At 67.7% G+C, this 13817-nt stretch carries 13 protein-coding genes; 1 reads left to right on the plus strand and 12 read right to left on the minus strand.

What is annotated here, in order from left to right:
- The first annotated feature begins 89 nt into the window (after positions 1 to 89).
- Positions 90 to 1214: an ABC transporter substrate-binding protein gene (locus E5P2_RS23125; RefSeq protein WP_162569478.1), complete on the plus strand. Its 1125-nt coding sequence runs from the start codon at positions 90 to 92 to the stop codon at positions 1212 to 1214.
- A gap of 117 nt (positions 1215 to 1331) precedes the next feature.
- On the opposite strand, the gene E5P2_RS23130 is transcribed toward E5P2_RS23125, so the two are convergent.
- The 12 genes from E5P2_RS23130 to E5P2_RS23185 all read right to left on the minus strand — a co-directional run bounded on the left by E5P2_RS23130 (position 1332) and on the right by E5P2_RS23185 (position 13782).
- Positions 1332 to 3026, minus strand: a complete 1695-nt coding sequence (locus E5P2_RS23130) for an MFS transporter (RefSeq protein ID WP_162569479.1) — start codon at positions 3024 to 3026, stop codon at positions 1332 to 1334.
- A gap of 148 nt (positions 3027 to 3174) precedes the next feature.
- Positions 3175 to 3819 carry a 2-hydroxychromene-2-carboxylate isomerase gene (locus E5P2_RS23135; protein WP_162569480.1) on the minus strand — a complete coding sequence of 215 codons (645 nt, stop codon included), beginning with the start codon at positions 3817 to 3819 and terminating at the stop codon, positions 3175 to 3177.
- A complete protein-coding gene (locus E5P2_RS23140) occupies positions 3816 to 4025 on the minus strand; it encodes a DUF1289 domain-containing protein (protein WP_162570624.1) in 210 nt (69 codons plus the stop codon). Before E5P2_RS23140 ends, E5P2_RS23135 begins: the two co-directional genes overlap by 4 nt.
- Before the next feature lie 47 nt (positions 4026 to 4072).
- Positions 4073 to 4561, minus strand: a complete 489-nt coding sequence (locus E5P2_RS23145; RefSeq protein ID WP_162569481.1) for a YbaK/EbsC family protein — start codon at positions 4559 to 4561, stop codon at positions 4073 to 4075.
- A 4-nt stretch (positions 4562 to 4565) separates the two neighbouring features.
- A complete protein-coding gene (locus tag E5P2_RS23150; RefSeq protein ID WP_162569482.1) occupies positions 4566 to 5486 on the minus strand; it encodes a hydroxymethylglutaryl-CoA lyase in 921 nt (306 codons plus the stop codon).
- A 28-nt stretch (positions 5487 to 5514) separates the two neighbouring features.
- Positions 5515 to 6444 carry a 2-hydroxyacid dehydrogenase gene (locus E5P2_RS23155; RefSeq protein ID WP_162570625.1) on the minus strand — a complete coding sequence of 310 codons (930 nt, stop codon included), beginning with the start codon at positions 6442 to 6444 and terminating at the stop codon, positions 5515 to 5517.
- A gap of 78 nt (positions 6445 to 6522) precedes the next feature.
- Positions 6523 to 8517, minus strand: coding sequence for an acetyl-CoA carboxylase biotin carboxylase subunit (locus tag E5P2_RS23160; RefSeq protein WP_162569483.1), 1995 nt, complete (start codon positions 8515 to 8517; stop codon positions 6523 to 6525).
- On the minus strand, positions 8510 to 9181 hold the full coding sequence (locus E5P2_RS23165) for a DUF4126 domain-containing protein (RefSeq protein WP_162569484.1): 672 nt from the start codon (positions 9179 to 9181) through the stop codon (positions 8510 to 8512). Before E5P2_RS23165 ends, E5P2_RS23160 begins: the two co-directional genes overlap by 8 nt.
- A gap of 12 nt (positions 9182 to 9193) precedes the next feature.
- A complete protein-coding gene (locus E5P2_RS23170; RefSeq protein WP_162569485.1) occupies positions 9194 to 9988 on the minus strand; it encodes an enoyl-CoA hydratase/isomerase family protein in 795 nt (264 codons plus the stop codon).
- Positions 9985 to 10497, minus strand: coding sequence for a DinB family protein (locus tag E5P2_RS23175; protein WP_162569486.1), 513 nt, complete (start codon positions 10495 to 10497; stop codon positions 9985 to 9987). Before E5P2_RS23175 ends, E5P2_RS23170 begins: the two co-directional genes overlap by 4 nt.
- Positions 10498 to 10507: 10 nt before the next feature.
- A complete protein-coding gene (locus E5P2_RS23180; RefSeq protein WP_162569487.1) occupies positions 10508 to 12121 on the minus strand; it encodes a carboxyl transferase domain-containing protein in 1614 nt (537 codons plus the stop codon).
- A complete protein-coding gene (locus tag E5P2_RS23185; RefSeq protein ID WP_162569488.1) occupies positions 12118 to 13782 on the minus strand; it encodes an AMP-binding protein in 1665 nt (554 codons plus the stop codon). Before E5P2_RS23185 ends, E5P2_RS23180 begins: the two co-directional genes overlap by 4 nt.
- Between the last annotated feature and the right edge of the window lie 35 nt (positions 13783 to 13817).

Here is a 13817-nt window from a genome sequence, read left to right on the forward strand (position 1 = left end):
GGGGTCGGGACGCAGGGGTTTCCACCGATGGCAACACGTATCACGGCAGACACAAATAGACGCGTTTGCTGTCACATCCCGGATTTCAAATGAAAAAACATACCCGAACATGGGGGATCCGCGCCTGCGCGGCCCTCCTGCTGGCCCTCGCCACCCTGAGCACATCGGCCCAGATCCTCATCGGCCAGACGGCCGGCATGACCGGCCCCACCGCCGCTCCCTTGAACGAAGCCAACAGCGGCGCCCAGCTGGTCATCGACGCGGCGAACGCCAAGGGCGGCATCAACGGCGAAAAGATCGAGATGGTCCGCATCGACGATGCCTTCGACGCCCAGCGCGCGGGCGAGAACGCACGCGTGCTGATCGAGGACAGGAAGGTGGTCGCTCTGTTCCTGAGCCGCGGCACGCCGAACACCCAGGCCATGATCCCCTGGCTCGACAAGTACGGCGTGGCGCTGATCGGGCCGTCCACCGGCGCCATGGCGCTGTACAAGCCGCTGCAGAAACACGTCTTCAACGTGCGCGCGACCTACCAGAGCGAAGCCGAGAAAGCGGTCCAGCACCTGGTCACCATCGGCCTGACGCGGATCGTCGTGGTGCACGCGGCCGACTCCTTCGGCAAGGATGCGCTCGCGGGCGCCGTGACGGGCTTCGACAAGGCCAGGCAGAAGCCGGCCGCGGTCGTGGCGGCGGACCGCGAGAAACCCGACTACGCGAGCATCGTGCCGAAGATCACCGGCGCCGATGCCCAGGCGGTGTTGTGGTTCGGCGCCAGCCAGGTGGTGGCCGACGGCGTCAAGGCCTTGCGCGCCGCGGGCTCGGCGGCGCAGGTCGTCACGCTGTCCAACAATGCCTCGTCGGGTTTCATCAAGCAGCTGGGCGATGCGAGCAGCGGCGTGATCGTGACCCAGGTGTTCCCCAACGAGCACCTGATCGGCCAGCCGATGGTCCACGAAGCCCTCGCGCTCGCGCAGGCCAAGGGCCAGACCGAGCTGTCACCGGCCACGCTCGAAGGCTTCGCCGCGGCCAAGGTGCTGGTCGAGGCGCTGCGCCGTGCCGGCCCGAAGCCGACACGCGCCAAGGTGCTCGCTGCGCTCGAGACCATGCACGACTACGACCTCGGCGGACTGGAGGTGCACTATTCGCCCCAGAGCCACGCCGGCATCGATTTCGCCGACCTCTCAATCATCAGCCAAGGCAAATTCAAGAGATAGGCTCGCCCCCAGTCTTCGCGCACTTCGTGTCGCTTCGCCAACCCCCTACCGGGGGCAACACCAGCGGCCCGGCGGAGCCGGTTCCGCGGTGTTTCTGGTACTAGGGTCGACGCGGAGTCAGTCGTTGGCGTAGATGTCTACGTCCTTGGTTTCGCGAATGAAGAGCGTACCTACGACCAGTGTGACGGCCGCGATGATGATCGGATACCAGAGCCCGTTGTACATGTTCCCGGTGGTCGCCACGATCGCGAAGGCGGTGGTGGGCAGCAGACCGCCGAACCAGCCGTTGCCGATGTGGTACGGCAGGCTCATGGAGGTGTAGCGGATGCGTGTGGGGAACAGCTCGACCAGCATCGCCGCGATCGGGCCATAGACCATCGTCACCAGCAGCACAAGCCAGAACAGCATCAGCACCGACATGAACTTGTTCATCTTCGCGGGGTCGGCCTTGCTCGGATAGCCGGCCGCCTTCAGGTCGTCGCCCACGCCCTTCTTGAAGGCGGCGATGTCCTTGGCCGAAGCCTCGTCGAACTTGAGGTTGACCACGTTGCCGACCGGCGCTTCGACCGTCTTGTCGCCGATCTTGACCACGGCCTTGGAGCCCGGCGCGCCGTCAATGTTGTTGTAGCTCACCGAGTTCTGCACCAGGTAGCGCTTGGCGATGTCGCACGAGCTCTTGAAGTCGATCTCGCGCGCCACCGGGTTGCCCTGGAAGGAGCAGGACTTGGGATCGGCCGTCACCGTCACGCCGGCCGTGGCCTGGGCCTTGGCGAGGTCGGGATTGGCGGCCTCGGTCAGCATCTTGAAGACCGGAAAGTAGGTCACCACCGCCAGCAGGCAGCCGGCCATGATGATCGGCTTGCGGCCGATCTTGTCCGACAGCGTGCCGAAGATCACGAAGAAGGGCGTGCCGAGCGCGAGCGCCGCGGCGATCATCAGGTTGGCCGTGGTCGCATCGACCTTGAGCTGCGCCGTGAGGAAGAACAGCGCGTAGAACTGGCCCGTGTACCAGACCACCGCCTGCCCGGCTGTGAGGCCGACCAGCGCCAGGATCACGATCTTGAGGTTCTTCCACTGGCCGAAGGACTCGGACAGCGGCGCCTTCGAGGTCTTGCCCTCGGCCTTCATCTTCTGGAAGGCCGGCGACTCGGACAGCGACAGCCGGATCCACACCGAGATGCCGAGCAGGAAGATCGACACCAGGAACGGAATGCGCCAGGCCCAGTCGTTGAACGCCGCCTCGCCGACGCCTTCGCGCACCCCCAAAATCACCAGCAGGCTCAGGAACAGGCCGAGCGTGGCGGTGGTCTGGATCCACGAGGTGTAGGCGCCGCGCTTGCCGAAGGGCGAGTGCTCGGCCACGTAGGTGGCGGCACCGCCGTACTCGCCGCCGAGCGCCAGGCCCTGCAGCATGCGCAGCGCGATCAGGATCACGGGCGCCGCGACGCCAATGGTCCCGTAGCTGGGCAACAGGCCGACGATGAAGGTCGACAGGCCCATGATCAGGATGGTCACCAGAAAGGTGTACTTGCGCCCGATCATGTCGCCCAGCCGGCCGAACACGATGGCGCCGAAGGGCCGCACCAGGAAGCCGGCCGCGAAGGCCAGCAGCGCGAAGATGAAGGCCGCTCCCGCATCCAGGCCGCTGAAGAACTGCTTGGCGATGATCGCCGCCAGCGAGCCGTAGAGATAGAAGTCGTACCACTCGAACACGGTGCCGAGGGAGGAGGCGAAGATGACCTTCTTCTCCTCCCGGCTCATGGGCCGGGGCGCGCTCGTGGGCGCTCCGCGCGAATCCAGTGTGGCTGCCATTGCGTCGTCTCCTCAGAAGTGTCGGCCCACGGAAAGGGACCGTGACGCATTCTTGAGGCGGCGACTGACCCGATCCTTTCGCCAAACTGAATCGGCGCTGACAACTTAGGGTGAAACCCGGAGGGTCTGTTTCAGCTGGCAGGAAAGCTCAGGTTTTGCTGCTGCGCAGCAGTGCCGGCCGCTGGTCGGCGGCGGTCCATTGCGGACCTGCGAACCACGCGTCGTCCGCGAGCCGCGCGCGCAGCATGCCGAGGCCGTCGAAGCCCCAGAACAGGTCGCCGTCGACCTCGTACGCCGGCACGCCGAACACGCCTTGTGCGATGGCCTCGTCGGTGTTGGCGCGCAGCTGGGCCTTGACCTCTTGGCCATTGGCATCGCGCACCTGCGGCAGCCTGGCTGCGAGCGCCGCGAGCCGGGCCGCATCGCCGGCCTCGGCGCCGCCGCGCCAGATTTCGCGAAAGATCGTCTCCGCGACCCAGCGGCTGATCGTCCCGTCCGGCGTCGTCGCCAGCGCGAGGCGCAGGTGCGGCAGCGGGTTGTAGGGATGCGAGGCCGGCATCTCGATCGGGATGCCGTGCGCATGGCCCAGCCACAGCACGTGGCGATAGGTCCAGGTCCGCTTGGCCGGAATCTCCGCCGGCCCGAGCTGGCCGTGGTGCTTGAGCAGCGCGCCGAGCAGCAGCGGCTTGTAGCTCACGCTGTAGCTCAGGCCCTCGAGCGCGTCGGGAAGATGCTCGAACGCGAGCAAGGCGTAGGGCGAGATGAAGTCGAGATGGAAGGTGATGTGCTTCATGGCGATGCGTCCTGATCGTCGAGTGTCAGCAGATCGGTCTCGGCGCGCAGCTCGATGGCGCGCCAGACCCTGCGCTTGGTCGCATCGTCCATGCGGCTCCAGCCGGCGATCTCGTCGATGGTGCGCAGGCAGCCGGTGCAGAAACCGCTGGGCCGGTGCATGCGGCAGATCGAGATGCACGGCGACGGCAGATCGTTCGGCAGCATCCGCGCGACGGCCGCGCGCGACGCGAGTTCGGGCGCGAGGCCGGTGCTCACACCACGTCCGCGACCGGCGCGCCGGTCAGGCCTTCGAGATCGTGTGGGGAGAGCCGCACCACCGCATGCGGATGGCCGGCCGCGGCCCAGACATCCTCGAAGCGGAACAGCTCGCGGTCGATCAGCATGACCGGCGCCAGCGCGTGCGCGAAGGGCGAGACGCCGCCGATCGAGAAGCCGGTCGTGCGCTTGACGAATTCGGCATCGGCGCGGCCCAGCTTGCCGACCAGCGCCTCGACCTTCTTCTCGTCGACGCGCCGGTCGCCCGAAGTCACGACCAGCACCGCCACGTCGTCGGCCTTGCGGCGGAACACGATGCTCTTGGCGATCTGGCCGAGTTCGATGCCGAGCGCATCGGCCGCCTGCTGTGCGGTGCGCGCGGCGTCGTCGAGCATCTGCGGCGCATGGGGATGGCCCTTGTCCTGCAGCAGGCGCGCGACGCGCTGCACGCCGTCGGGCAGTGAGGTCAATTCGGCACCGCACATCGTCTCAGCCCTCGCGCTTCGTGCGTATCGCCTTCGACGCCCGCGAGTTGGGCTCGCGGCCCAGCGCCTCGCTGATGTACACGCCCGCATCGATCAACCGGTCCAGGTCGATGCCGGTCTCGATGCCCATGCCGTGCAGCATGTAGACCACGTCCTCGGTGGCCACATTGCCGGTCGCGCCTTTCGCGTACGGGCAGCCGCCGAGCCCGGCCGACGAGGTGTCGAACTGCCACACGCCCATCGCCAGGCTCGCGAGCGTGTTGCCCAGCGCCTGGCCGTAGGTGTCGTGGTAGTGGCCCGAGATGTCGTCGATGCCGAAGTGCTTCAAGGTCGCTTCCAGCGCGCGCTGCACCTTGACCGGGGTGCCCACGCCGATGGTGTCGGCCACGCCCACGTGCTGCACGCCGATGTCTTTCATGAGGCCGGCCAGCATGTCGACGCGCGCGGGCGCGACTTCGCCTTCGTAGGGACAGCCCACGGCGCAGGACATCGCGCCGCGCACGTAGATGCCCTGGTCGCGCGCTGCCGCCACCACCGGCCGGAAGCGCTCGATGCTTTCGGCGATCGAGCAGTTGATGTTGCGCTGGCTGAAGGCCTCGCTGGCGGCGGCGAACACCACGATCTCGTCGGGCCATTCCTCGCGCGGCGCGGCGATGGCGGCCTCGAAGCCTTTCATGTTGGGCGTCAGCACCGAGTAGCGCACGCCGGCCTTGCGGTGGATGCCGTGCATGACCTCGGCGTTGTCGGCCATCTGCGGCACCCATTTGGGCGAGACGAAGCTCGTCACCTCGATCTCGCGCACCCCCGCATCCTGCAGCCGGTGCACGAGGCCGATCTTGATCTCGGCCGACACCGGCTGCTTTTCGTTCTGCAAGCCATCGCGTGGGCCCACGTCGACGATCTTGACTTTGCCCGGATATTTCATGACCAACCTTCCAGATTCCTGTGCGAGCTCAGTATCCACGGTTGTGGTCGACCACGCCGCCGATGGGTTCACCGCGCTCCAGTGCGCGGATCTTGCCGGCGATCTGCGCGATGCTCGTCTCGCGCTCGGTGCGCGCCGAACCGTGCGGCGTCACCGTGATTTTCGGATGGCGCCAGAACGCGTGCGCCGGCGGCAGCGGCTCGACCTCGAACACGTCGAGCGTCGCACCCGCCAGCTGCCCGCCGTCGAGCAGCGGCATCAGTTCGGCTTCCATCAGATGGCCGCCGCGCGCCACGTTGATCAGATAGCCGCCCGGCTGCCCGCCGTGGAGCAAGGAAAGATTGCGCCGGTTCAGGATGCCGCGCGTCGCCTCGGTCAGCGGCAGCAAGTTCACCAGCACGCGGCTGGCGCTCAGAAAGGCATCGAAACCGTCGTCGCCAACGAAGCCCCGCACGCCATCGATCGCCTTGCCCGAGCGGCTCCAGCCATTGACCGGGAAATCGAACTGCGCAACCGCGCGCGCCACCCGCTCGCCGAGCACGCCCAGGCCCATCACGCCGACTGCGAAATCTCCGCGCTCGCGCGGCTTGCGATAGCTCCAGCGGCCTTCGCGCGCGTCGGCCTCGTAGACGTCGAACTCGCGGAAATGGCGGATCAGCGCATGGCACACATACTCGGCCATCTGCACGGCCATGCCGCCGTCTTCGAGACGCACCAGCTGCGTCCGCGGCGGCAGCCGGAGCCGGGTCAGCGCATCCACGCCCGCGCCGATGTTGAACAGCCCGCGCAACTGCGGCTGCTCGTCGAGCAGTTGCTGCGGCGGCATCCAGACCACCGCGTGGTCGACCGGCGGCGCGCCCGGCGTCCAGGCCCGCACCTCGGCGCCGGGCAGTGCACGGCGCAGGCCGTCGACCCAGGGTTCCGGCTTGAGTTCGGACAAGCAGACGGCGATGCGCAGATGGGGGTAGGAGATCCCGTCGGCAGAAGACGGTGCAGGCGGCACGGAAGAGGTCGATGAAATCGTCATGCCCCGAGCTTAAGCGGCGATGCGCAGCAGTTCCGCGCCCTCGGTCACCTGGTCGCCCGGCGCGTAGAGCAGTTCTTCCACGGTGCCGTCGGCCGGCGCCGCGATGGTGTGTTCCATCTTCATCGCTTCCATCACGGCCAGGGCTTGGCCGCGGCGGACCTTGTCGCCGGCCTTGACCGCGAAGGACACCACCTTGCCCGGCATCGGCGCGGTGAGGCGCCCGCCTTCGGCCTGCGTCTCGCCCGCATGCGCGAGGCGATCGATGGCGACGATCTTCGTCGCGCCCTCGGCCGCGAACACATGCGCCGTCGCCTGTTCCTGGTAGACGCTCAGCGTGCGGCGCTGCCCGTTGAACTGCACCTCGATGTCGCCCGAAGGCAAGCGGCCGATCACCAGCGGCCCGGACACGCCGCCCACCTGCAGCGCGAGCGTGCCGTCGTGCAGGTAGCTCAGCATGGCGGCCTGCGTTTCGCCGCGGAACTCGAATTCGAACGGGCGCAGCGCGACGCCGTGCGACTGCCAGCCGTCGCGCCGGCTGAAGGGATCGGCCGAGGCGCTCGCCCCCTCGCCGAGCAGCGTGTGCGCCACCGAAGCCGCGGCCGCCAGCGGCAGGCCGAGCGGCTCCTGGTCGAACAGCACCGCGCGCTCGCGCTCGATCAGCGCGGTGTCGAGCTTCGCATGGGCAAAGGAATCGGTGCGCAGCACGCCGCGCAGAAACTGCACGTTGGTCGCGACGCCGACGATGTGCGTCTGCGCCAGCGCGAGATCGAGCCGCGCCAGCGCCTCCTCGCGGGTCGCGCCGTGCACGATCAGCTTGGCGATCATCGAGTCGTAGAAGGGCGAGATCACGCCGCCCTCGCGCACGCCGTCGTCGATGCGCACGCGGCTGCGCTGGAAGGCCGTGGCCTGCGGCTTGCGGTAGACGCGCAGGGTGCCGGTGGCGGGCAGGAAGTTCTTGTCGGGGTTCTCGGCGCAGATGCGCGCTTCGATCGCATGGCCGTGGATCTGCAGCTGGTCCTGCGTGAGCGGCAGGGGCTCGCCCGAGGCCACGCGCAGTTGCCACTCGACGAGATCGAGGCCGGTGATGGCTTCGGTGACCGGATGCTCGACCTGCAGGCGCGTGTTCATCTCCATGAAGAAGAAGTTCATCTCGCCGCCTTCGCGCTGCTCGACGATGAATTCCACCGTGCCCGCGCCGACGTAGTTCACTGCGCGCGCCGCGGCGACGGCGGCCTCGCCCATCTGCTTGCGCATGGCCTCGGTCATGCCCGGCGCCGGCGCTTCTTCCAGCACCTTCTGGTGGCGCCGCTGCACCGAGCAGTCGCGCTCGAACAGGTAGACGCAGTGGCCCTGCGTGTCGCCGAAGACCTGGATCTCGATATGGCGCGGACGCTGCACGTATTTCTCGATCAGCACCGCATCGTCGCCGAAGCTGTTGATCGCCTCGCGCTGGCACGAGGCCAGCGCGGCCGCGAAGTCGGCCGACTTCTCGACCACGCGCATGCCCTTGCCGCCGCCGCCGGCACTGGCCTTGATCAGCACCGGGTAGCCGATGCGGTCGGCCTCGCGCTGCAACAGCGCCGGATCCTGGTCGCTGCCGTGGTAGCCGGGCACCAGCGGCACGCCGGCCTTCTCCATCAATTGCTTGGACTCGGCCTTCAGCCCCATGGCCTTGATGGCGGAAGGCGGCGGGCCGATGAAGACCAGGCCCGCCTCGGCGCAGGCGCGCGCGAACTCCTCGTTCTCGCTCAGAAAGCCGTAGCCCGGGTGCACCGCCTGCGCGCCCGTGGCCTTGGCGGCTTCGCGGATCTTGTCCCAGCGCAGGTAGCTGTCCTTGGGCGCGCTGCCGCCGAGGTGGACGGCTTCGTCGCAGGCACGCACGTGGTTGGCGTAGGCATCGGCGTCGGAATACACGGCCACCGTGCGGATGGCCATGCGCCGGGCCGTGGCAGCCACGCGGCAGGCAATCTCCCCGCGATTGGCAATCAGGATCTTGTCAAACATTCGATGAGTCCCCAGGGGTGTTCTTCTTGAATTGGAATGCGGGCACGACGCCGGGATCGGGCCGCCCGCTGAAGATGCGCGCGACGCGGCTGAACAGCGAGCGGAGGAAGCGCCAGCTCTTTCGGATCAGCCACACGCTGAGCGCCAGCACCGCGACGAAGAGCACGCCGAAGACCAGCGGATGCGCGACCGCGAGCCACAGCCCGGCCGGCACCATGCCGTCCTCCACCAGCGAGGCGCCGACGTTGCTGAAGGGCTCGGGCGAGGTGTTGATGGCCGCGCGCGTGGTGGCCTTGGCCGCATGCGCCGTGGCCGCGAAACCACCGCCGAGCAGTCCGGCCACGAGCGCCATCACCGCGTGGTCGGTGCCGAACACGCTGGCTGCGAGCGCCGCACCGGCCGGAATGCGGATCACGGTGTGCACCATGTCCCACAGCGAATCGAGGCCCGGGATCTTGTCGGCGAAGAACTCGACGAAGACCATGAAGCCGCTGGCCGCAATCACGACCGGATGCGCCAGCAGCTGCAGGCCATGCGGCAGCGGCACCCAGCCGAAGTAGCCGACCAGGCCGGTCAGCAGCACGACCAGGTAGAGCCGCACGCCGCTGGCCCAGCCGACGGCGGCGGCCAGTGCGAGGAGTTGCGGTGTGTCGAGCGTGTCCATGGGCCGGCCGTCTCAGCGGACCAGCCACGAGGGCTTGCGCTTCTGCAGAAAGGCTTGCACGCCTTCTTTGCCCTCGTCGCTGGCACGGATGTCGGCGATGCCCTGCACCGTCTTCGCGATCAGCGCATCGTCGATCTCGGCGCCCGCCACGTCGGCGATCAGCCGCTTGCAGGCCCGCACCGCGGCCGGACTCGCGCCCGTGAAGGCCTTGACGAGTTCGGCTACCTTGGCATCGAGTGCATCGGCCGCGACCACCTCGTGCACGAAGCCGATGCGATGCGCCTCGGCCGCGCTGAAGCGCTCCGCGGTCAGGAACCAGCGCTGCGCCGCGCGCGTGCCCATCGCGCGCAGCACGTAGGGGCTGATGGTCGCGGGAACCAGGCCGATCTTGACTTCGCTCAGGCAGTACCACGCCGTGTCGGCGCTCACCGCGATGTCGCAGGCGGCAACGAGGCCCATGCCGCCGGCATAGACGTCGCCCTGCACGCGCGCGATCACGGGCTTGGGGCATTCGTGGATCGCGCGCAGCATGGTCGCGAGCGCGCCCGCGTCGGCGAGGTTTTCCTCATGCGTGAAGTCGGCCGCGCGGCGCATCCAGTGGAGGTTGGCGCCGGCGCAGAAGGCCGGGCCGTTGGCGCCGAGCACGATGACCCGCACGTCTGCCGAGGCGCTCGCTTCGGCGAAGGCCTCGCCGAGTTCGCGGATGACGACCTCATCGAAGGCATTGCGCGATTCCGGCCGGTCGAGCCAGATGCGCGCGACGGCGCCCTCGATCGCGAGTTGAAGCGTGGTGAAGGAAGTGCTCATGAAGAACGCGCCTCTTGTTGCAGCAGATAGACCCAGTCGAGTACCGGCCCGGGCTGGACCATCGCGGTCAGCGCAGCCGTCAGCTGGCCGCGGTGATGGGTCGCGTGGTTGAACACATGGCCGAGCGCGGGCGCGAACGGGATGCGGACTTCGTCGCCGTTGTTGCGCGTGTAGGCCAGCTCGCCGTCGAAGCGCTCGGGCGGCAGCGTCGAAAGCCAGGGGCTCCAGCGCGTGACGGCCGTGGCGAGGGCGTTGCACACGTCGGCGCGCTGCGCATGCAGCACGGTGTCGAGCGGCATGCGCAGCGACTTGCCTTCGGCGAAACGCGCGAACCAGATGGTGTCGGTCACCAGCAGGTGATTGACCGTGTTGTGCACCGAATGAAAGAAGAGCCCACAGTCGCGATGCCAGTCCGCGTCGGACAGGCCGTCCAGGTTCGAGGCGATCAGCTTCTGCGTCGCCCACACGTGGTAGCGGGCCAGGCTGGCAAAGTAGTTGGCAAGCGACATGGCGGCTACCTCACATGCGGAAGATGCCGAACTTCGGCTCGGGAATCGGCGCGTTGCGCGCGGCCGCCAGGCCGAGCGCCAGCACGCGGCGCGTGTCGGCCGGGTCGATGATGCCGTCGTCCCACAGCCGCGCGGTGGCGTAGTAGGGATGGCCCTGGGCCTCGTACTGCTGGCGGATCGGCGCCTTGAAGGCTTCTTCTTCCTCGGCGCTCCACTGGCCACCCTTGCCTTCGATGCCGTCGCGCTTGACAGTGGCCAGCACGCTCGCGGCCTGCTCGCCGCCCATCACGCTGATGCGCGCGTTGGGCCACATCCAGAGGAAGCGCGGCGAGTAGGCGCGGCCGCACATGCCGTAGTTGCCGGCGCCGAAGCTGCCACCGATGATGATGGTGAACTTGGGCACGTTGGCGGTGGCCACGGCCGTCACCATCTTGGCGCCGTGGCGCGCGATGCCTTCGTTCTCGTACTTGCGACCGACCATGAAGCCGGTGATGTTCTGCAGGAACACCAGCGGGATCCTGCGCTGGCAGCACAACTCGATGAAGTGCGCGCCCTTCTGCGCCGATTCACTGAACAGGATGCCGTTGTTGGCGACGATGCCCACGGGCATGCCCTCGATCTCGGCGAAGCCGCAGACCAGCGTGCTGCCGAAGCGCGCCTTGAATTCATGGAACTCGCTGCCGTCGACGATGCGCGCGATGATCTCGCGCACGTCGAAGGGCTTGCGCGTGTCGGTCGGGATCACGCCGTAGAGTTCTTCGGCCGCGAAGGCCGGCGTGCGCACCTGCGTGGCAGCGGGCGCCGCAGGCGCGCCGTTGTGCGCGTTGAGGTTGGCGATCGCCGAACGCGCCAGCGCCAGCGCGTGCAGGTCGTTCTGCGCGAGGTGGTCGGCCACGCCCGACAGCCGCGTGTGCACGTCGCCGCCGCCCAGGTCCTCGGCCGTGACGACCTCGCCGGTGGCCGCCTTCACCAGCGGCGGGCCGCCGAGGAAGATGGTGCCCTGGTTCTTGACGATGATCGACTCATCGCTCATCGCCGGTACGTAGGCACCGCCGGCCGTGCACGAGCCCATCACGACGGCGATCTGCGCGATGCCCTGCGCGCTCATCTGCGCCTGGTTGTAGAAGATGCGGCCGAAGTGGTCGCGGTCGGGAAACACCTCATCCTGGTTCGGCAGGTTGGCGCCGCCCGAGTCGACGAGGTAGATGCAGGGCAGGCGGTTCTGCTCGGCGATCTCCTGCGCGCGCAGGTGCTTCTTGACGGTCAGCGGGTAGTAGGTGCCGCCCTTCACGGTCGCGTCGTTGCACACGATCATGCAGTCGACGCCGCTGACGCGGCCGATGCCGGCGATCAGTCCCGCGCCGGGCGCCGCGCCGTGGTACATCGCATGCGCGGCGAGCGGCGCGATCTCGAGAAAGGGCGTTCCGGGATCGAGCAATTGCGCCACGCGGTCGCGCGGCAGCAGCTTGCCGCGCGCGGTGTGCTTGTTGCGCGCGGCCTCGCCGCCGCCGGCTTCGACCTTGGCGAACTGCGCATGCAGGTCATCGACCAGCGCGCGCATCGCCGTCGCGTTGGCCTGGAATTCGGCCGATCGGGCGTTGAGTTTGGTTTCGAGTTGGCTCATGCGGTCTTTTCGTCGTCGAGTCCGAGCTTGCTTTTCATCGCATCGCGGATCTTGAATTTCTGGATCTTGCCGGTCACGGTCATCGGGAACTCGGAGACGAATTCGATGTACTTCGGCACCTTGTAGTGCGCGATCTGGCCCTTGCAGAATTCGCGCACCTCGTCGGCGGTCGGTGCCTGCCCCGGCTTGGCGATGATCCACGCGCAAAGCTCCTCGCCGTAGCGCTTGTCGGGCAGGCCGACCACCTGCACGTCGCGCACCTTCGGATGGTGGTAGAGGAATTCCTCGATCTCGCGCGGATAGATGTTCTCGCCGCCGCGGATCACGAGGTCCTTGATGCGGCCGACGATGTTGACGTAGCCCTCGGCGTCCATGGTTGCGAGGTCGCCGGTGTGCATCCAGCCTTCGGCATCGATCGCCTCGCGCGTCTTCTCTTCGTCTTCCCAGTAGCCCAGCATCACCGAGTAGCCACGCGTGCAGAACTCGCCCGAAGCGCCGCGCGGCACGATGGCGCCGGTCTCGGGGTCGACGATCTTGATGTCGATGTGCGGCTGCACCGTGCCGACCGTGGAGACGCGCTTGTCGAGCGGCGTGTCGGTGCTGCTCTGGCAGCTCACGGGGCTGGTCTCGGTCATGCCGTAGGCGATGGTGATCTCGCTCAGGTGCATCTGCTCGACCACGCGCTTCATCACCTCGGTCGGGCACGGCGAGCCGGCCATGATGCCGGTGCGCAGCGTCGACAGATCGAACTCCTTGAAACGCGGCTGGTCGAGCTCGGCGATGAACATGGTCGGCACGCCGTGCAGGCCGGTGCATTTCTCGGCCTGTACCGTCTCCAGCACAGTGAGCGGATCGAAGCCGTCGTTCGGATAGACGATGGCAGAGCCATGCGTGAGGCAGGCCAGGTTGCCCAGCACCATGCCGAAGCAGTGGTACAGCGGCACCGGGATGCAGAGCCGATCGTCGGGCGTGAGCTTCATGCACTCGCCGATGAAGAAGCCGTTGTTGAGGATGTTGCGGTGCGTGAGCGTCGCGCCTTTGGGGAAGCCGGTGGTGCCGCTGGTGAACTGGATGTTGACGGCATCGGTGGCCTTGAGCGTCCTGCCGATCTGCGCGATGCGCGCATCGCCGGGGTCGCCGCTCGCAAGCAATGCGGAGAAGCGCTGCAGGCCCGCCTTGTCGGCCTCGCCCGGCTTGTCGATCCACACCGTGTGCTCGAGCGTCGGCAGCTTCGCCGGCCCGAGTTCGCGCAGCATGCCGAGGTAGTCGCTGGTCTTGAACTGCGCCATCGACACCAGCGCCCTGCAGCCGACCTTGTTGAGCGCGTACTCGACTTCGGAGGTGCGGTAGGCCGGGTTGATGTTGACCAGGATCAGTCCGACCTTCGCCGTCGCGATCTGCATCAGCACCCACGGCACGTTGTTGTGCGACCAGATGCCGATGCGGTCGCCGGGCACGAGGCCCAGGTTCAGCAAGGCGCTCGCGAGCCGCATCGATTCGGTCTGCAGTTCGCGGTACGTCAGGCGCTGGCCCTCGTGGCGGCTCACCAGCGCGTCGCGGTCCGGCTGCCCGGCCGTCATGTCGTCGAAAAAATCGCCGATCGTCTGTTCGATCAGCGGGACATCGGTGGCGCCTATGGCGATGCTGTCGAGGTGGTTCATCTTGTCTCCTTCAGTGGCATTCCTATCGTGCCAGC

The organism is Variovorax sp. SRS16, assembly GCF_901827165.1.
Taxonomy (GTDB): domain Bacteria; phylum Pseudomonadota; class Gammaproteobacteria; order Burkholderiales; family Burkholderiaceae_C; genus Variovorax.